Raw genomic sequence first — 17,387 nt, 5'->3', positions numbered from 1 at the left:
GCTCAAGCAGGGCTGGGGGTTCTCCTGGCGCTCCCTGATGGCCGCCGAGATCATCGCCTCCTCACCCGAGCTGGGCATCGGCCTCGGCCAGCTCCTGGAGAACGGCCGCAACGCCAGCTCCATGCCCATGATCTTCATGGCCATCCTGCTCGTCCTGGAACGGCTGGCCGCCGAGGGCGTGCGCGATGTCGTCGCGCTCCCGCTGCTCCTGACGCGCGCCTTCCACGCCAAGGCCGACATCCCCGCGGCCCTGCGGCAGGCCCCGGCGGGCCTGCGCATCCGTACGGCGGCGGTCCTCGGCCCCTCCCCGCTGCTGATCGCCGCCCTGGAACAGCGGCTGTACGAGGCGGGGCTCGACCCCGCCGACAAGTCCTCGACCGGGGTCGTGCTGGCCTCGGCGGGGTCCTCCGACCCGGAGGCGATCGCAGTGATCGCTGACATCGCGCGGGAGTGGCGGCACACCGGTTGGTGCGCCGTGCGGCCTGCGTTCGCCTCCGCCTCCCTGCCGCGCACCGAGGACGCCGTGCGCGCGCTGCGGGCCGAGCCCGGGGTGCGGAAGGTGGCCGTCGCCCCCTATGTCCTCGCCCCCGGCTTCCTGCCGGACCGCATCGCGCGGGGTGCCGCCGGGGCCGATGTGCTCGCCGAAGTCCTGGGCGCCGCGCCCCCGGTGGCCCGGCTGCTGATGCGCCGCTACGACGAGGCCCATCTTTCGGGCACCGGCCGGACGGCTCCTCTGGCGCGGATACCCGCACTGGCCTAGCTTGTGGGTCCATGACCCCGAGCCGATCCCGCACGCTGTGGCTGCGGACCGAACCCCTGCACGCGGTGATCTACTTCGAGGAGCACTGCCGCGGCTTCGGCCGCGCGGTGGGCCTCAAGGGCTTCTGGATGGGGTACTTCGCGGCCCGCACCGCCCCCATGGGCCGCGTCGGGCCCGGCGTCGCCGCGGCGGCCCTCGGGGTCTTCGCGCCCGGCATGGTCGAGCGCGCCCTGCCGTCCGCCTGGGAGTACGTCTCGCCGGACCGGGTCGTCGAGGAGCGGGCCCGGCTCACCGCGCGCGCTCTGCGGCACCTGGTGCCGGACGTCGAGAAGCTGGCGGCGGCGGTCAACGGTCCCCTGAAGGACGCCGTCGAGGACGCGCCGCCGCTCGCCCGCCCTCTCTTCGCCGCCAACCGCGCCCTCGCCGACCGCTCCGACCCCGTCGAGCAGCTCTGGCAACTGGCGACGTGCGTGCGCGAGTTCCGCGGCGACGCGCATGTCGCGGTCCTCGCCGACCACGGCCTCGACGCCCGCGAGGCGCTCGCCCTCGCCGCCGTCACCGGGCGGGTCGACGGGGCCCAGATCCGGCAGGCCAGGGGCTGGACCGAGGAGGAATGGGCGGACTCCATGGACCGCCTGCGCGACCGTGGCCTGGTCGACGGCGCGGGCCGGGTGACCGAGCGCGGGGTGACGGAGCGCGAGCGGGTGGAGGACGACACCGACCGGCTCGCGGAACACCTGCTGCGTCCCCTGGCCAAGCCCGCCACGGAGGCGCTGCTCGCCGCCCTGCTCCCGGCCTCCCGCAGCATCCTCGACTCCGGCATCCTGCCCTTCCCCAACCCCATCGGCCTGCCCCGCGCCGCGGGCTAGCCCACGGCCTCCCCAAATCGCTTGCCGCGCCGGGCCCTCGCGCCCTACCGTCTCGCGGATGACACCCGAACTGCGGTCCGAACGCCTGGCGCTGACCGCCTACGTCGCCGCCGACGAGACCCACTTCGTCGCGCTGTTCCAGGACGAGGCCGTGGGCCGCTGGTTCGGCGAGGGCGTGCAGAGCGCCGCCGAGGACCGGGCCATGTTCGGCCGGATATTCAGCCTCGTCTACGCCGAGGACCGCTTCCCCGTCTGGGCCGTGCGGTACGAGGGACGCTATGTCGGCCACGCCGAGATCAAGCCGTCCCCCGAGAGCTGGCTCGACGGCCACGAGATCGTGTACGGCCTGACCAAGGAGAGCTGGGGCCTCGGCCTCGGCACCGAACTGGCGCGGCTGCTCACCTCCTACGGCCACGAGACCCTGGGCCTGGCCGAGGTGCACGCGACCGTGGACTCCGAGAACACCCCGAGCCTCGCCGTCCTCAAGCGCCTCGGCTACGCCCAGGGCCGCGAGATACCCGAGGAGAACGGCAGGACCACCCTGCTCCTCACCTCCCGTCCACCACTGTGACCAGCTCCGCCACCGGCATCGAGCCCGCGGGCCGCCGCTCGCGGGCGAAGGCGTTCGCCATCCGCCTCAGGGCGTCGTTGACGGGCGTCGGCACTCCGTGGGAGCGGCCGAGCAGGCAGATCTCGCCGTTGAGGTAGTCGGCCTCGATGCGGCCCGTGCCGCGCGCCAGGCTCTGCCAGGAGGAGCCGCCGCCGCGCTCGGCGCCGTCGACGGGTTCCAGCCGGATGCGGTCGCCCCGTACCTCCCGCTCCTCCTCGGCACCCACCCAGGCGATCCCGGCCGCGGTGAGGGCCGCCTCGCCCTCGGCGCGCGCCCTGCGGTACAGCTGCCGGGCCTCGTCCGTGCCGATGGGCCCGGTGACGGCCTCCAGGGCGTTGGCCAGGTTGGCGAGGAGCTTGTTGTACTTCCAGCGCATCACATCGGGCACGACCGGCGCGAGCAGGTTGGACTTCTCCAGGTCGGCGGCGATCCGCCCGGCCGTCTCGTCGGTGCCGCCGGGGTAGCGCCCGAGGTGCAGCATGCCGGTGTGGGGGACGCCCTCGGCGGCCACCGTGCCCGGCTCGACGTGGGTGGCCGGGAGCCAGACGCACATGCCGTAGACCCGGTCGAAGCGCCGCAGCGCGATGCGTTCGCTCTCCACGCCGTTCTGCGCGCAGACCAGCGGCAGGACCTCGGCGACCGTACCGCCGCCCGCCACCGGGAGCGCGCCCCACGCGTCGAGGGCCGCCTCGGCGTCCTGCGTCTTCACGGCGAGGAAGAGCACGTCGTCCTGGTTGAGCCCGCCCAGTTCCGCGGGGTTCCCGACGACCGGTATGCGGTGCACGCGTGTGCCCACCGGCGTCCTGAGCCGCAGTCCGTGCTCCTCGACGGCCGCCTTGTGGGCGCCCCTGGCGACGAGGACCACGTCGTGTCCGGCCTCGGCGAGGCGGCAGCCCACGGTCCCGCCGACCGCTCCCGCGCCGATGATGATGTAGCGCACTCTCACTCCTGTTCGTAGGGCGTCCCCTGGTGGTACCAGAGCCGCCAGCCGTCGTCCGTACGCCGCCACAGCGAGCTGCGGTGTGCCTTGCGGCCGTTGCGGTCCGTGTCGAACGTCAGGTGCACCAGGTCGTCGGCGAGCTGCACGCCGCGCATGCCGGAGGTCGTGGTGGGGCTGGCGCCCGGGTCGGGGCGGGCCGTCAGGACCCGCACGATCGACGCCCGGTCCCAGCGCCTCCCGGAGGCCCCGACCTCGGTGAACTCCGGGTGCAGGAGCGCCCCGAAGAGCTCGGGCGACGCGCGCACCTCGGGGTCGAGTAGGTGCAGCTCGCCGTCGATGGCGGCGTCGACGGCCGGATTGCGCTCAGTCACGGGTCATCTCCACGAGCTGGGTGACGGTGTTCCAGTTGCGGCTGGTGGCGATGATGCCCTTGTTCACAGCGGGCTTCGACAGCTTTTCGGCGAGCTTGGAGCGGCCGAGACCGTCCGGCGCGTACAGGTAGAGGGCGCGGTCGCCGAGCCGGAACTCCTCCGGCAGGTGCGCGGGTTGGTCGACGGCGGCGAAGCGCGCCGCGTCGACCGGCGCGGAGAAGTAGGTGACGTGGAGCTGCCTGGGCTCAAGGGCGGCGGCCGGGAAGGGGCAGGCGTCGGCCACCGCCCGCAGATAGGCGCCGTCCCGGACCAGGACGTCCACGGCGAAGCCGAAGCGCTCCTCGATCGCCGTCCGCACCTCCGCGGCCAGCGACTCCTCGTCGCCCCCGGTGGCCCGGAACACCGCGTTGCCGCTCTGGAGATACGTCCGTACGCCGCCGTGCCCCAGCTCTGTCAGGAGCGTGCGCAGCTCGGCCATCGGCACCTTCCTGTGGCCGCTCACATTGATGCCGCGCAGCAGGGCCGCGTAAGTCTTGGTCGCCATGCGCACACGATAGACACGCGACGGGCGCGGGGGGCGCGCACACGGCGAAGCGGCCGTCGTGCCCCGTGGGGGTGGGCACGACGGCCGCGGCTTGAGGGGGGTGCGCCGAGGACTACTCGACGACCTTCAGGAGCTTGTTGGGCGTGCCCTCGCTCGGGTTGGAGATCTTGTCGGCGGTGGCGCCGTCGGTCAGGGCCTTGGCCACGTCGGCGGGCTTGGCGTCCGGGTGGGCGCCGACGTAGACGGCGGCGGCGCCCACGACGTGCGGGGTCGCCATCGACGTGCCGGAGATGGTGTTGGTGGCGTCGTCGCCGGTGTTCCAGTCGGAGGTGATGTCCGAGCCGGGGGCGTAGATGTCGACGGCGTCGCCGTAGTTGGAGAAGTCGGACTGCGCGTCGTCCTTGGTGGAGGAGGCGACCGTGATGGCCTCCTTCACCCGGGCCGGGGAGCCCTGGGAGGCGTCGGTCGACTCGTTGCCCGCCGCCACCGCGAAGGTGACGCCCGCGGCGATGGCCTTCTGCACGGCCGCGTCGAGGGCCTCGTCGGCGCCGCCGCCGAGGCTCATGTTGGCCACGGAGGGGCCCTGGTGGTTCTTGGTGACCCAGTCGATGCCCGCCACGACCTGCTCGGTGGTGCCCGAGCCCTGGTCGTCCAGGACCCGCACGGCGACGATCTTCGCCTTCTTGGCGACACCGTGCGCCTCACCGGCGATGGTTCCGGCGACGTGGGTGCCGTGGCCGTTGCCGTCGTCGGCGTTGTCATCGTTGTCGACGGCGTCGAAGCCGGACGTGGCGCGGCCGCCGAAGTCCTTGTGGCTGACGCGGACACCGGTGTCGATGACGTACGCCGTGGCGCCCTCACCCGCGGCGTCCGGGTAGGTGTACTTCTTGTCGCCCGCCGTGTCGTCCTGGTCGATGCGGTCCAGGCCCCACGAGGGCGGGTTGTCCTGGGTGGCGTCGATGGAGAACTTCTTCGACTGGACGACCTTGCCGACGGCCGGGTCGGCGGCCAGGCGCCTGGCCTCGGTCTCGCTCAGGCCCTTCGCGGAGAAGCCGTTGATCGCGGAGGAGTAGTTGCGCCTGAGCTCGCCGCCGTACTCCTCGGCCAGGTCGGACTTGGCGCCCTTGTCGGCCTTCTCGTCCATCATCACGATGTAGCTGCCGGCGACGGCGCCCTTGGCGTCCGCTCCGTAGACCTTGCCCTCGGCGGGGGTGGCCGCACCGGCGAAGGAGGTGGCGAAGACCGTGACGCCGATCGCGGTGGCGGTGGTGGCTATCGCGGCGGTGAGCTTGATCGAGCGGGCACGCTTGTGAGTTGCCATGAAGAGGGGTCTCCTCGTGGTGCATGTGGGGGGATGTGTGGGGGGTATTCAGCTGTCTCGCGAGTGGGTGTGCCGAGGCGACAAAGTCGTCGCCGCAGCGCTCGCGGCCCGGAAGATCTCCGGGTGTTGGGACGAAACCCTGACGGATTGACGCGCGCAGATCAATACCTACATGCGCCTGTGACTTGTTCAACAAGGTTCTGTAATAACAAACAGGACGCGTTGCACGGGAACGGACATCCAGAGGCCGAATCACCTCAACCCGGGCTCTGCGGGGACCGTTTCCGGACGATGCCCCGCCTCCGGACGATGCCCCCCGGCCGACGGCCCGCCTTCGGCCGACGGCCCGGCGGGTTCACGCCGCGGCGGCGGCGACCCTCTCCTCCTCGAAGGAGTCGATCGTCCGCGTGAAGTCCCGCGTCGAGAGCAGCAGCTTGTAGATGATGGCCAGCTCGAAGACGAGCAGCAGGACACCGGAGACGATCGTCGCGGGCATCACCACGTCGAACAGCGGGCCGATCATGAAGACGCCCATCTGGAACTCGATGCCGCTGATGAGGTGCGCGCGGATGCGGTGACGGAGCAGGAAGGAGCGGACCCGCAGATAGAGCGGGAACTTGCGCCGGAACTCCTGGTGCAGGTCGATGACCTGGGCCTTGGGCGCGACGGCACCCTGCGGGGCCTCCCCTTCGGCCGCCCCGTCGACTCCGGCTTCGGCTTCGGCTCCGGCCTCGGCTCCGGTCCGGGGCGGCATCTCGTACGGGGCCTCGCCGCGCGCCTTCTGGAGGTCCTGCTCGATGTCGGCCTGGGGGTTGTCCCGCAGCAGGTCCTCCATGAAGGCGAGCTCCGCCTCGTTCTGCGCCCGCCGCGCGGCCCGCATGCGCGTCTTGATCTGCTTGCGCATGGTGTGCCGGATCTTGAAGATCTCCAGCGAGTTGATGTACCGCAGGGTGTCAAGGCCCACGACGGCGAGCGCGAGCCAGATGTAGAGGGTGTCGCCGGTGCGCTCGTACTGCCCGCCCATCAGCGCGACGCCGCACACCATGACGCGGATGCGGTCGAAGACGAAGTCGAGCCAGGCACCGAAGACGGAGCCCTGGCCGGTGAGCCGGGCGACCTTGCCGTCCATGCAGTCGAGGATGAAGCTGAAGTGGTAGATGACGGCACCGAGGACGAGCCACTTCCAGTCACCGAACGCGAAGCACGCGGCGGAACCGAGCCCCAGCAGGAACGCGCCCCAGGTGATCTGGTTGGGCGTGATGTTCGTGCGCATCGCGGTGAACCGCACGAGCGGCGTGGCGACCGGGTCGACGAGCAGCACGGTCCACCACGCGTCCCGCTTCTTCTCGGTGATGCGGCGCACTTCGGCGAGGGGCGGTATGTCTCGGCGCATGGGGGTCAACTTCCTGGTGTTCGACTGAAGTTCACCTCACGCTAGGGAGGGGCTCACTGAAGGGACAAGATCCGGCACGTGCAACCTTCTACTGGGGGTAACGGTCTACCTTTCCGGACGAGTCAATGGCCCTGCCAGAACAAGGGCGCGTTACCTGAGCGTTACCGAAAAGCGTCACGGAGCGTTACGTCGAAAGTGGAACCACGGGCCCCGGCAGGGGAATCAGGGCTTCGCCCTCAGCAGGGGCCCCTCCCGTTCAGGCCCGCGCCTTCGCCAGTTCCGCCTCGATGAGATCGGCCGCGTGCCGCGTGCCGCCCTCGCCCGCCATGGAGGCCTGGACCTCCGCGAGCCTGCGCGCCACTTCGGGGTCGCCGACCAGCGCGAGGACCGCCGCGCGCAGCGTCTCGGCGTCCGCCTCCTCCATCGACAGACGGCGGGCGACTCCGAGCCCTTGCAGCATGTCGGCGTTGCCGAACTGATCCGTCGCCAGCGGTACGGCGACCATCGGCGTGGCGGTCGCGAGCCCTTCCTGACTGCCGCCCGCACCGGCATGGGTGATGAAGGCGTCGGCCTTCTTCAGGACCGCGAGCTGCGGCACCCAGGAGCGCACCTCCACATTGCCCGGCACCTCCCCCAGTTCATCCGCGTCGACATGCTGACCCACCTGAAGCACCACATGCCAGCCGGGCAGGTCGCCGAAGGCCCTGACGCACTCGCGGTAGAAGGCGGGCTGCTTGGTCATGGCGGAACCGAGCGAGACGAGCAGCACCTTCTCGGCGCCGGCGGGCCGCTCCCAGTCCCCCTGCGCGGCCCGGTCGCCCTGACAGGCGCCGACGAAGGTGTGGACGCTTTCGTCGACCCGGTCCGCGCACGGCTGGAGCGCCTTGGGGATCAGCACGAGAGATCTCGGCGGGCGGCCGACGAAGGGGTCGGGGTGCTGGCTGATCCCGTTCTGGGCCAGCCATGCGGTGAAGCGCGCGTAGTAGGCCTGCCCGCGCTCGCTCTTCTTCAGCTCCGCGTACATCGGCTCGGCGACCTCTTCCTCGTACCCCTCCCAGGCGACGAGGTTCGGGGAGAGCGAGATCTCGGGGACGCCCCAGCGCCGGGCGAGGACGCGCGCGGGGTAGGACGTGATGTCGTGCAGGACGAGGTCCGGCTCGTCGCCCGCATAGGCGCGGGCCAGCTCCGGCAGGACATGGATCGCGTCGGCGAGGAACGGCTCGATGTGGTCGATCAGTTCCGTGCCCCAGGCGTCCGGGTCGTCGTCCGGTGAGGGCAGCGTCGAGGTGTAGGGCCGGGGTTCGGCACCGGTCTCCGCGACCTTCCCGGCGAACGCGTGCGGAATCGCGTACGTGACGCGGTGCCCGCGGGCCACCAGTTCACGGATGACTTCGAGGCTCGGGTTCACGTGGCCGTGGGCGGCGATGGAGAACATGGCGATGTGGGCGGGCCGGGATGCGGCAGGTGCGGTCATGTCCCCGACTCTAAGCGAGACGAGACGTCTCGTGCAACCCCTTTCGTGCGACGCGGGCGGTTCCCGCGGCCAGGACCCGGCGTTGTAATCTGCAACCACCCAGACAAAGGGCGAGAAGGGCGACTCGTGACCGAACAGGACGGTAAGGGCGGCAAGGGTGGTTTCCCGGTGGATGCTCCGGGCGGGGCCGCCCCCGCCTCGCGGGACGCGGCGATCGAGGTCATCCAGCGCGAGCTGACCGCCTTCGCCCGCCGCTCGCGCGCCACCGCCGCGCGGATGCACCCCGAGCTCTCGCTCGTCTCCTTCACGCTCCTCGGCCACCTTGAGTTCCAGGGCGGCTGCCGGGCCACGGACCTCGCCGCGCACTACACCCTCGACAAGTCGACCATCAGCAGGCAGGTGGGCGCGCTGGAGAGGGCCGGGCTCGTCGAGCGGCGGCGCGACCCGGCGGATCACCGCGTGCACGTACTGCACCTGACCGAGCGGGGCAACGCCGTGCTCGCCCAGGTCGCGGGCGCCCGCCGCGTCGCCTTCCACGAGCGCCTCGCGGAGTGGAGCGGCCCCGACCTGTCGCGGTTCGCCGACTATCTGCTCCGCTACAACGAGAACGTCACCGGGAGCGCGGGCGAGTGACCGGCGCGGCGGCCCGATGACCGGCCGCGCCCGCCCCCCACGGCGTCAGCGCTGATAGCGCGCGAGGACCAGGTTCCCGTCCTTCACCAGCCGTTCGCGCAGCTCGGCGAGGTCGATGGCGCCGCTGTAGTACTCCTGGAACGCCGGGGTCGCGACCTTGTCCTTCCACTCGGGATAGCCGCGCACCGACTGGGCCGGGGCCGAGCGGAGGTCCCTGGCGAGGGCCGTGCCCGTGGCCCAGTCGTGCTCCGCCGTGTGCAGCGCGGGGTCCTTCAGCGCCTGCTCGCCGGTCGGCAGCATCCAGTCGCCGCGCGCCAGCTTCACCATGTTCGGCGGCCGGAGGAAGAAGTCGATGAACTCCGCCGCCTCCTTCTTGTGCGGGCTGTCCTCGGCGACGGAGAGCGTCTGCGGGCTGACCCCCTGCGCGAGTCCCCCGGACCCCGCGGGCGCGGGCAGCACCTGCCATTCGAAGCCCTCGGGGGCCTGCTGGACAATCTGCTGGCGGTAGGAGAAGCCGAGCGGGACCATCGCGTACTTGCCGCCGAAGAAGCCGGGCAGGGTGTCCGAGCCGCCCATGCCGAGCGTGCTGCCGGAGGCGCTCCGGTCGGTGTTCACCTGGTCGTGGACCGTGCGCGGCATGACGGCGTCGGCCTTCTCGAAGCGGACGTCGACCTTGCCGTCCGCACCCCGGTGGAACATCCGGCCGCCCGTCGACAGGGAGAGGTTGAGCGTCGCGGAAACCGGCTCCTTCAGGGGCCAGGCGACGCCGTACTTCCCGTCCTCGCCGTCGCCGAGCCGCTTGCTGATCCGCCGGAACTCCGGCCAGCTCCAGGGCTTCCCGGGGGTCGGAATCCGCACCCCCGACTTCTTCAGCCACCGGGAGTTGGCGATCAGGACGCGCGGCTCCTGGAGGAACGGCACTCCGTACACCTTGCCGCCGAACGTCGTCGTCTCCCAGCTCCGGCGCGGGATGTCCGACCTGAGGCGCTCGGGCAGCAGGCCGCCGAGGTCCGCGAGATAGCCGCCGTACGCGAAGTCGGCGAGGTCGTCGGACGCGTCATGGATGATGTCGGGCGCCTCGCCGCCCTCGAAGGAGGTGAGGAGCTGGTCGTGGACGCTGTCCCAGCTGCCCTGCACGTACTCGACCCGGACGTCGGGGTGCGTGGCGTTCCACTCCGCGACCAGGGCCTTGTTGGCGTCGACGGACTCCTTCTGCCAGGCCAGTGACTGGAACTGGAGGGTGATCCTCCCGTCGTCGCCGCCGGAGTCGCCGGTGCAGCCCGCGAGCAGCAGGGTGAGCGCGCCCGCGACACCGAGGAGCCGGAGCCGGGCGCGGTGGTGGCGCTGCGATGCCATCAGGCCTTCACCGCCCCCGCCAGCATGCCGCCCGTGATCCGCTTCTGGATGACCGCGAAGATGACGAGCGAGGGGATGGTCGCGAGGAAGGCCGCCGCGGCGAGCGGGCCGAGGTCGGCGACGCCCTCCGTACCGATGAAGCGGTTGAGGATGACCGGCAACGTCTGCTTCTCCGGGGTCTTGAGCAGGACGAGGGCGAAGAAGAACTCGTTCCACGCGGTGATGAAGGCGAACATCGCGGTGGCCACGATGCCGGGCGCGAGGAGCGGCGCGACGACCGAGACGAACGTCCGCACCCGGCTCGCGCCGTCCACCGCCGCCGCCTCCTCCAGCTCGGCGGGCACGGCGCGGACATAGCCCACGAGCATCCACAGCGCGAAGGGCAGCGACCACACCACATAGACCATGACCAGGCCGAGCAGTGAGTTGATCAGGTGCAGGTTCTTCAGGACCAGGAAGAGCGGGATGATGATCAGGACGAACGGGAACGCCTGGCTGATCACCACCCATCCGGTGGCCGCCTTCGCCAGGCGGTTGCGGTGCCGCGCCATCACATAGGCCATCGGGGTCGCGATGGCGACCGCGATCAGCGCCGCGCTGCCCGCCGCGACCAGGGAGTTGCCCGCGGCCCGCAGCAGCGGCTGCTCGTCGAAGGCCTGCCGGAAGTTCTCCAGGGTCGGGTCCTCGGGAATCCACGTGGGGTGCAGACTGCCCAGCTCGCGCGCGGGCTTGAAGGCCGTGGAGATCAGCCAGAGGAACGGGAACGCGAGGAAGACGAGGTAGGCGGCGAGCGCCGCGTACTGCGCGGCGCGGGCCGTCCTCTTCGTACGCGTCATGCCTCATCGCCTCCCTTCAGGCGGCCCACCAGGTAGCAGGCGAGGATCACGGAGATCACGGCGACCATGACGCAGCCCATGGCCGCGGCGTAACCGAACTGGCCGTAGCGGAAGGCCTCTTCGTAGGCGAAGAGCATCGGCAGGCGGGTGCGGCCGCCGGGGCCGCCCTGGGTGAGCACGTAGACCAGGGCGAAGGAGTTGAAGTTCCAGATGAAGTTCAGCGCGGTGATGGCCAGGGCCACCGGCTTGATCGCGGGCCAGGTGACCGTGGTGAAGCGCCGCCAGGCGCCCGCGCCGTCCATCGCGGCGGCCTCGTGCAGCTCGCGCGGGGTGTTCTGCAGTCCGGCGAGCAGCGCGACGGTGGTCTGCGGCATGCCCGCCCAGACGCCGACGACGATCACGGCGAAGAGGGCGGTGGCCGTGCCGGTCAGCCAGTCCTCGCCGGAGCCGAGGCCGAGGCGGGAGAGCGTTTCGTTGAGCACCCCGGCGTCCGGGTGGTAGACGAGGCGCCACATGATGCCGACGACGACCTCGGGCATCGCCCACGGGATGATCGCGAGGGCGCGCGCGAGCCAGCGCATCCGCAGCGGCTGGTTGAGCAGCAGGGCGAGGCCGAGCGCGAGGAAGAACTGCGGCACGGTGACGCCGAACGCCCACAGCAGGCCGATCCGGAAGGAGTCCCAGAACAGCGTGTCGTGCAGCAGGTCCTGGAAGTTCAGCGCGCCGGTCCACTGGGTGGGTTCGGTGCGGCCCGCCTGGGCGTCGGTGAAGGCCAGCGCGATGCCGTAGAGAAGCGGGCCCACGCTGAGGACCAGGATCGGGATCAGCGCGGGCAGCACGAGGAACCATGCGCCGTGATCCGCCTGCCCGGCTCCCCGCGCGCCTCGCGCTGACCGCTTCGTCGCGGTCGCCAATGTCACTGGATCGGCTCCTTCGGGCGGCTCAAGCGGGTCCGGCCGCCCCGGCGGCCCCCGTCATCGTGCTGATGTGATCTTGATACGTCAAGCAGCCGCACATCCCGCGCACACGCGTTGGCCAGTGCGAATGCGAGACTGTGGGCGATCAGGGTGAGGGGTGCGGGAGGCACGGGATGGACGAGACACAGGCGCGGCACGTACTGGACGCGGCGGCCCTCGCGGTTCCGGCGGGCGAGGCGAAGCTGATCGCCCTCGGCGAGAACGCGGTCTTCGCCGCGGGCGATATCGTCGTCAAGGTCGGGCGCGCCGCCCCCGAGCTCCTGGACCGGGCCCGGCGGGAACTCGCCGTCGCCCGGTGGCTCGAAGAGGCGGGCGTCCCCGCCGTGCGCGCCGCCGAAGCCACGCCCCGTCTGGTGGACGGCCATCCGGTGACGCTCTGGCACCGGCTCCCGGCGGCCGTGCGCCCCGCCGAGCCGCGCGACCTCGCCGCGCTCATCCGTGACGTGCACACCCTTGAACCCCCTTCCTTCCCGCTGCCCCGCCGTGAACTGCTCGGCGGCGTCGAGCGCTGGCTGCGGCTCGCGGGCGACGCCGTCGACCCGGCCGACGCGGACTATCTGCGGCAGCGCAGGGACGGCTTCGCCGCCGCCGCGGCGGCACTGACCCCGCACCTCGCCCCCGGCCCGATCCACGGCGACGCGCTGCCCCGCAATGTCCTCGTCGGCCCCGATGGCCCGGTGCTCGTGGACCTGGAGACCTTCTCCTCGGACCTCCGCGAGCACGACCTGGTGGTGCTGGCGCTCTCCCGCGACCGCTACGGACTCGCGCCCGAGGCCTACGACGGCTTCGTGTCGGTCTACGGCTACGACGTGCGCGAGTGGGAGGGGTGCGCCGTGCTGCGCGGCGCCCGGGAGACCGCGAGCTGCGCCTGGGTCGCCCAGCACGCGCCCGCCAACCCCAAGGCCCTGGCGGAGTTCCGCAGGCGGGTGGCGTCCCTCCGGGACGGCGATTCCGAGGTCCGCTGGTACCCCTTCTGAACCGGCTGGACCGGCCCTCGTGAACCAGCCCGCGTGAACTAACCCTCGCGCAGGGGCCATATGCCGTCGACGACCGCCTCCGCGTTGCCCTTGCCGCGCAGGAAGGCCTGGAAGTCGGCCGCCCACCGCGCATACCACTCGGTCTGACGGCGGTGCAGCTCGGCGGGGCCGAGTGCGGCGATCTTGGGGTGGCGGTCGGCTATCGCCCCGGCGAGGCGGACCGCGGCGAGGGCGTCGGCCAGGGCGTCGTGGGCCGTCTCCAGGACCACGCCGTACTCCGTGCAGACCGCTTCCAGGTTCCGCTTGCCCCTGCGGTAGCGGTCCGCGCTGCGGTCGATGGTGTACGGATCGATGACCGGTCCCGGCTCCGCGCCGCCCAGGCGCTCACGCAGGGACGGCAGGCCGTACCTGCGCAGCTCGGCGGAGAGCAGGCTCAGGTCGAAGACCGCGTTGTACGCCACGACCGGGACGCCCGCGAGCCAGTACGACGTGAGGACGTCGGCCAGGGCGCCCGCCACCTCGTCGGCGGGCCTGCCGTCGGCCGCCGCGCGCTCGTCGGTGATGCCGTGCACGGCCACCGCGTCCGCCGGTATCGACACGCCCGGGTCGGCGAGCCAGGTGCGGTGCCCCAGCGTCTCGCCCGCCTTCAGCTCGACGACCGCCGCGGTGACGATGCGCGAGTGCGCGGGGTCCGTCCCCGTGGTCTCCAGGTCGAACCCGACCATCAGCTCTTGGTGCCAGCCCATGGCCGCCCCCTTCTTCGTGGTGCTTTCCCCCAGTGACCACCACGATCGCATGCACCACTGACAACGCGAGGACCGCGTTCCGCTTCGCCCGCTCCCACGGCTGTCACCTGCCCCGCGGGGAGACCCGGCACGCGCCCGTCACGCGCCCGTCACGACACGGGACGCGAGTCCGCCCAGGCCAGCTCGAACTCCTCGCGATAGGTGGTGAAAAGCCCGCCTTCGCCTGGATCGTCCGACTTCACCACCCGGCCGCCGCCCCGCAGCACGAGCACCGGCGCCTCCATCCCCCGCGTCCTGCGCAGATACGACTGGACGACGGCGATGCCGTCCGAACCGTCCCCGTCGACCAGATAGGCGGTGAAGCGCGGCGTCTCGTCGAAGACCTGGATCTCGAAGGCGCCCGGGTCCCGCAGCCGTGCCCTGACCCGGCGCATGTGCAGGATGTTCATCTCGACCGTGCGGCTCAACTCGCCCTTTTTGATGCCCAGTTCGCGCTCGCGGCGCTTGACCGCGCTGCTCGCCGGGTTGAGGAAGAGCAGCCGTGCCCGGCAGCCGGACTCGGCGAGCCTGACCAGGCGGCGCCCGGAGAAGTTCTGCGCGAGGAGGTTGAGGCCGATCCCGATCGCGTCGAGGCGGCGGGCTCCGCCGAAGATGTCCTCGGCGGGGAACTGGCGCAGCAGCCGCACCCGGTCGGAGTGGACGGCGACCACGTCCGCGTAACGGTCGCCGACCAGGTCCTCGACGGCGTCGACGGGCAGGCGCCGCCCGGAGGGCGTGTCCGTGCCCGCGCCGAGTATGTCGAGCAGCCGGGCCGAGGCGCGCTCGGCCTGGGCGAGGACCGCCTCGGAGAGGGCGCGGTTGCGCGAGACGACGTTGCGGGTGACCTCCAGCTCGTCGAGGGCCAGCTCGACGTCGCGCCGCTCGTCGAAGTACGGCTCGAAGCAGGGCCAGTGCTGCACCATCAGCTCCCGGAGCTGGGGCAGTGTCAGGAAGCTGAGCACATTGTCGTCGGCGGGGTCGAGCAGGTACCCCTTGCGGCGGCTCACCTCGCGCACGGCGACCGCCCGCTGCACCCACTCCTGCCCGGCGGGGCCCGCGGCGGCGACCACCCAGTCGTCGGCGTGCACCGGTTCGTAGACCGGGCGCAGAACAGCGGCCACGACCGCGCGCAGCCGCTGTTCCACCAGGTTCAGCCAGATGTAGGCCCGCCCGGCGCGCTGGGCGCGCGTGCGGACCTCGTGCCAGGCGTCGGCGCCCCACTCCAGCTCGGGACCGATCTGGGACGCCGTCTCCATCGGCCGCGCCAGTGACACCGCTCCGGCGGGTACGTCCGCGGAGCCCCCCTCGTGACCCTCGTCACCTGGGGGCAGCTCCCGCCCACCCGAGCTCACCCGCGTACCGCCTTCCGCTTCCCTGCGCACTCCCCCGGTCAACGATCAAGGAAGGGTACTCCGCGAGCGGCGGGCGGTGCAGCCGGATGGGCAGGCCGGATCCTCAACCGCCGAGCGGCGGCTGGCCGTTCTGGCCCGCGAGGTCCTGCGGAGTGAGCGGACTCATAGCGGTGACGTCCCGCGCGGCCAGCGAGAAGCCCTGCCAGTGGACCGGCATCGGCTGCTGGTCCTCGTCCCGCGCGATGTGGTGGAAGCCGATGTGCACCCAGGTGACGGGGTGCGTCAGGGTCTGGCCGTTCACCCACTTGTCGACGCTGGTCGGCGCGGAGTTCGGGCAGCCCGGGTTGTCGCTCGCGTACTGCTCGCACTTGTTGTACTGGGTGAAGTACACGTCGTGCTTGGTGAAGGGCCGGCCCGCGTGCTTGTTGCTCGGTCCGGGCACGATCTCGTACGACCTGGGGTGGCCGTCCTTGTTCTTGCCCGCCCCGCTGACCACGCGCCACCAGCGCATGTCCTTGCGGTCGCCCGCGAGCTCCTTGGTGACCTTGGTGCGGGTCGTCTTCGTGGTGGGGCTGCCCTGGCCGGTCGGCGGGGTGACCTTGGAGTCGTACTGCTCGACCTTGGCCTTCGGTGAGCCGTCGAGGCCGAAGTTGAGCCGCCAGAAGACGTTGTGGGCGTGGCTCTCGGCCTTGGCCTGGTCGCCCTTGCCGATGGGCCAGCCGCGGCTGTCGCCACCGTCGTAGTCGTACGGCGAGAGGCTGCCCGTCGCGCCCACGTTGGAGGTGATCGTGCCGTCCGAGGAGAAGCGCCACTCGGTGATGTACTCGTACCAGGAGGCCTTGTTCACGCTGTAGACGAGCAGGTCCTTGCCCTGGCCGGTGTAGACCTTGCCGGTGCCGCCGGTGCTCTCGTTGTCGTTGAGGCGGTAGGCGTGCCCACGCGCGCGTGTGGTGGTGCACAGGCCCTTGATGTCGCCCCGGTGCGGGACCTTGACGGTCTTGATGGTGCCGCCGGGGCACTCACTGGTCTTGAGGTTCTGCAGGGCCTGGCCGAAGTCCGTGCCGGTGACGTCGTCGTACTCGGCCTCACCGTCGTCGTAGGGGACGTGCACCTGCGCGAGGCGGGCGCTGGTCAGGACGGGGATCGGCTTGGCCTCGCCCTTGGGCTGGTAGCTGATCTTGTCGAGTATCAGCCCGGAGAGCGTGTTGTAGTGCCAGCACATGCGCCAGGTCGTGCCGCCGTCGAGGGTCTGCTCGATCTTGTAGGCGTCACTGCAGTCGGCCGCGGCCGCGGGCGCGCTCGGCGCCTGCGGGGCGGCGGAAGCGGGTGTGGCGGCGCTCAGGGCGCCGCCGATGAGCGCGGAGACCGCGACGGCCATGGTGGCCCGGCCGCGGGCGCGCGAGAATCTGTTGACGTGCATTGCGGAGTGAACTCCCTCGTACGAGGAGAAACGAGTGTGGTCTCGGAAACGGGCACGGCCGCCGGGCCGTGCCGCGCGGCCGGAATCAGCCGAGGCGGCCCACGGTGCGGGTGCTCAGGTCGACGACGAGTGCCCTGGTGTCGATCCAGGGCCCGTTCTTGACCTTGGTGACGACCTGGAGGCAGCGGTGCTTGCCGCACTCGGCCAGTCCCGCGGGCACGCGCTCGACGGTCTCCTTGCGGAAGACCATGCCGCTGAGCTGGAGCTGTCCCGGGCCCGCGAGTTCCTTGCCGGTGGCGTGCTCGAAGTCCTTCTTCAGACCCTTGCCGAGCGGGTCGGCGATCAGGAGCCGGGCGCCCTCGGCGAGCTCGTCCTGGCTCGGCGGCGGCTGCACGTTCTGCGCGGTCGTGGTGTCGTCCACCTTGCCGGTCTCCAGATTGACCGTCTTGGTGATGACCGCGTCCTTCTTGTAGTCGTAGTAGACGACTTCGGCCTTGCGCTGCGCCGCCGCGCCGACGTTGGCCGGGTCCGGCTCGCTGAGGTTGGTGGAGAGCAGCTGCGGGCCGCGGTCACCCTCCACGTCGCGGGCGCTGGAGCGCAGCTGGCCGGAGACCGACACCTTCTCGGCCCGCTTGATCTCCTCATCGGTCAGCGGGTCGCTGCCGATGCCCTTCGCGCCCTCCTCGGGCGCCGCCTCGACGACACCGTCCTTGGCGATGGCGTTCTGCTCCTGGGCCGCCGCGTTGGCCTGGCGGCCCCCCGACTCGCC

General features: G+C 71.5%; 17 protein-coding genes and 1 pseudogene. 5 read left to right on the top strand and 13 right to left on the bottom strand.

Annotated elements, in window-relative coordinates:
* The first annotated feature begins 37 nt into the window (after nucleotides 1-37).
* From AB8Z36_RS07845 to AB8Z36_RS07835, 3 genes are read left to right on the top strand one after another with little or no spacing between them, the layout of a single operon-like run.
* Complete coding sequence (locus AB8Z36_RS07845; RefSeq protein ID WP_369212469.1) at nucleotides 38-760, top strand: sirohydrochlorin chelatase; 723 nt, start codon at nucleotides 38-40, stop codon at nucleotides 758-760.
* 11 nt (nucleotides 761-771) lie between these two features.
* Nucleotides 772-1,629: an SCO6745 family protein gene (locus AB8Z36_RS07840; protein WP_369212467.1), complete on the top strand. Its 858-nt coding sequence runs from the start codon at nucleotides 772-774 to the stop codon at nucleotides 1,627-1,629.
* A gap of 58 nt (nucleotides 1,630-1,687) precedes the next feature.
* A complete protein-coding gene (locus tag AB8Z36_RS07835; protein ID WP_369212466.1) occupies nucleotides 1,688-2,200 on the top strand; it encodes a GNAT family N-acetyltransferase in 513 nt (170 codons plus the stop codon).
* Here the strand turns inward: AB8Z36_RS07835 and AB8Z36_RS07830 are convergent.
* From AB8Z36_RS07830 to mgt, 6 genes and pseudogenes are all read right to left on the bottom strand, one after another.
* A complete protein-coding gene (locus tag AB8Z36_RS07830) occupies nucleotides 2,178-3,179 on the bottom strand; it encodes a ketopantoate reductase family protein (protein WP_369212465.1) in 1,002 nt (333 codons plus the stop codon). The genes AB8Z36_RS07835 and AB8Z36_RS07830 overlap by 23 nt on opposite strands.
* A 2-nt stretch (nucleotides 3,180-3,181) precedes the next feature.
* Nucleotides 3,182-3,550 (bottom strand): nuclear transport factor 2 family protein, encoded by a 369-nt coding sequence (locus tag AB8Z36_RS07825; protein ID WP_369212464.1) that lies wholly within the window; start codon nucleotides 3,548-3,550, stop codon nucleotides 3,182-3,184.
* Nucleotides 3,543-4,094 carry a DUF1697 domain-containing protein gene (locus AB8Z36_RS07820; RefSeq protein WP_369212463.1) on the bottom strand — a complete coding sequence of 184 codons (552 nt, stop codon included), beginning with the start codon at nucleotides 4,092-4,094 and terminating at the stop codon, nucleotides 3,543-3,545. The genes AB8Z36_RS07825 and AB8Z36_RS07820 overlap by 8 nt, the downstream gene beginning before the upstream one ends.
* Nucleotides 4,095-4,206: 112 nt before the next feature.
* Nucleotides 4,207-5,415, bottom strand: coding sequence for a S8 family peptidase (locus tag AB8Z36_RS07815; RefSeq protein ID WP_369212462.1), 1,209 nt, complete (start codon nucleotides 5,413-5,415; stop codon nucleotides 4,207-4,209).
* A 355-nt stretch (nucleotides 5,416-5,770) separates the two neighbouring features.
* The gene (locus tag AB8Z36_RS07810) at nucleotides 5,771-6,808 is read right to left on the bottom strand and encodes a CDP-alcohol phosphatidyltransferase family protein (RefSeq protein ID WP_369212461.1); all 1,038 of its coding nucleotides are present in this window, start codon (nucleotides 6,806-6,808) and stop codon (nucleotides 5,771-5,773) included.
* A 256-nt stretch (nucleotides 6,809-7,064) separates the two neighbouring features.
* A pseudogene (mgt, locus tag AB8Z36_RS07805) lies at nucleotides 7,065-8,355 on the bottom strand (macrolide-inactivating glycosyltransferase).
* 95 nt (nucleotides 8,356-8,450) lie between these two features.
* Here mgt and AB8Z36_RS07800 point away from each other — a divergent pair.
* A complete protein-coding gene (locus tag AB8Z36_RS07800; protein ID WP_369212468.1) occupies nucleotides 8,451-8,915 on the top strand; it encodes a MarR family winged helix-turn-helix transcriptional regulator in 465 nt (154 codons plus the stop codon).
* A gap of 45 nt (nucleotides 8,916-8,960) precedes the next feature.
* Here AB8Z36_RS07800 and AB8Z36_RS07795 read toward each other — a convergent pair whose 3' ends face one another.
* Genes AB8Z36_RS07795 through AB8Z36_RS07785 form a run of 3 tightly spaced genes read right to left on the bottom strand, consistent with a single transcriptional unit; the run spans nucleotide 8,961 to nucleotide 12,027 of the window.
* Nucleotides 8,961-10,271 (bottom strand): ABC transporter substrate-binding protein, encoded by a 1,311-nt coding sequence (locus AB8Z36_RS07795; protein WP_369212460.1) that lies wholly within the window; start codon nucleotides 10,269-10,271, stop codon nucleotides 8,961-8,963.
* Entirely contained in the window at nucleotides 10,271-11,107 is an 837-nt protein-coding gene (locus AB8Z36_RS07790; RefSeq protein WP_369212459.1) for a carbohydrate ABC transporter permease, read from the bottom strand. Before AB8Z36_RS07790 ends, AB8Z36_RS07795 begins: the two co-directional genes overlap by 1 nt.
* Nucleotides 11,104-12,027 carry a carbohydrate ABC transporter permease gene (locus AB8Z36_RS07785; RefSeq protein WP_369212458.1) on the bottom strand — a complete coding sequence of 308 codons (924 nt, stop codon included), beginning with the start codon at nucleotides 12,025-12,027 and terminating at the stop codon, nucleotides 11,104-11,106. Before AB8Z36_RS07785 ends, AB8Z36_RS07790 begins: the two co-directional genes overlap by 4 nt.
* Nucleotides 12,028-12,197: 170 nt before the next feature.
* Here AB8Z36_RS07785 and AB8Z36_RS07780 point away from each other — a divergent pair, with 170 nt between their 5' ends.
* Nucleotides 12,198-13,061 (top strand): phosphotransferase enzyme family protein, encoded by an 864-nt coding sequence (locus tag AB8Z36_RS07780; protein WP_369212457.1) that lies wholly within the window; start codon nucleotides 12,198-12,200, stop codon nucleotides 13,059-13,061.
* A 38-nt stretch (nucleotides 13,062-13,099) separates the two neighbouring features.
* On the opposite strand, the gene AB8Z36_RS07775 is transcribed toward AB8Z36_RS07780, so the two are convergent.
* From AB8Z36_RS07775 to AB8Z36_RS07760, 4 genes are all read right to left on the bottom strand, one after another.
* Nucleotides 13,100-13,807 (bottom strand): 3'-5' exonuclease, encoded by a 708-nt coding sequence (locus AB8Z36_RS07775; RefSeq protein WP_369212456.1) that lies wholly within the window; start codon nucleotides 13,805-13,807, stop codon nucleotides 13,100-13,102.
* A 149-nt stretch (nucleotides 13,808-13,956) separates the two neighbouring features.
* On the bottom strand, nucleotides 13,957-15,198 hold the full coding sequence (locus tag AB8Z36_RS07770) for an SAV2148 family HEPN domain-containing protein (RefSeq protein ID WP_369212455.1): 1,242 nt from the start codon (nucleotides 15,196-15,198) through the stop codon (nucleotides 13,957-13,959).
* Nucleotides 15,199-15,301: 103 nt separating this feature from the next.
* Complete coding sequence (locus tag AB8Z36_RS07765) at nucleotides 15,302-16,618, bottom strand: copper amine oxidase (protein WP_369212454.1); 1,317 nt, start codon at nucleotides 16,616-16,618, stop codon at nucleotides 15,302-15,304.
* 85 nt (nucleotides 16,619-16,703) lie between these two features.
* Nucleotides 16,704-17,387, bottom strand: a 684-nt coding sequence (locus tag AB8Z36_RS07760; RefSeq protein WP_369212453.1) for a Tat pathway signal sequence domain protein, incomplete at its 5' end; no start/stop codon positions are given.

This window comes from Streptomyces flavofungini (assembly GCF_041028215.1).
In the GTDB taxonomy this organism is placed as follows: Bacteria; Actinomycetota; Actinomycetes; order Streptomycetales; family Streptomycetaceae; genus Streptomyces; species Streptomyces flavofungini_B.
Note: the sequence above shows the minus strand (reverse complement) of the source record. Positions and strands in the feature narration are given on the sequence as shown.

Excerpts from the sequence above, each read along its gene's own strand:
- AB8Z36_RS07780 (WP_369212457.1), top strand. The coding sequence starts at position 12,198 with ATGGACGAGACACAGGCGCGGCACGTACTGGACGCGGCGGCCCTCGCG.
- AB8Z36_RS07795 (WP_369212460.1), bottom strand. The coding sequence starts at position 10,271 with ATGGCATCGCAGCGCCACCACCGCGCCCGGCTCCGGCTCCTCGGTGTC.
- AB8Z36_RS07840 (WP_369212467.1), top strand. The coding sequence starts at position 772 with ATGACCCCGAGCCGATCCCGCACGCTGTGGCTGCGGACCGAACCCCTG.
- AB8Z36_RS07775 (WP_369212456.1), bottom strand. The coding sequence starts at position 13,807 with ATGGGCTGGCACCAAGAGCTGATGGTCGGGTTCGACCTGGAGACCACG.
- AB8Z36_RS07815 (WP_369212462.1), bottom strand. The coding sequence starts at position 5,415 with ATGGCAACTCACAAGCGTGCCCGCTCGATCAAGCTCACCGCCGCGATA.
- AB8Z36_RS07790 (WP_369212459.1), bottom strand. The coding sequence starts at position 11,107 with ATGACGCGTACGAAGAGGACGGCCCGCGCCGCGCAGTACGCGGCGCTC.
- AB8Z36_RS07810 (WP_369212461.1), bottom strand. The coding sequence starts at position 6,808 with ATGCGCCGAGACATACCGCCCCTCGCCGAAGTGCGCCGCATCACCGAG.
- AB8Z36_RS07765 (WP_369212454.1), bottom strand. The coding sequence starts at position 16,618 with ATGCACGTCAACAGATTCTCGCGCGCCCGCGGCCGGGCCACCATGGCC.
- AB8Z36_RS07845 (WP_369212469.1), top strand. The coding sequence starts at position 38 with ATGGCCGCCGAGATCATCGCCTCCTCACCCGAGCTGGGCATCGGCCTC.
- AB8Z36_RS07835 (WP_369212466.1), top strand. The coding sequence starts at position 1,688 with ATGACACCCGAACTGCGGTCCGAACGCCTGGCGCTGACCGCCTACGTC.
- AB8Z36_RS07820 (WP_369212463.1), bottom strand. The coding sequence starts at position 4,094 with ATGGCGACCAAGACTTACGCGGCCCTGCTGCGCGGCATCAATGTGAGC.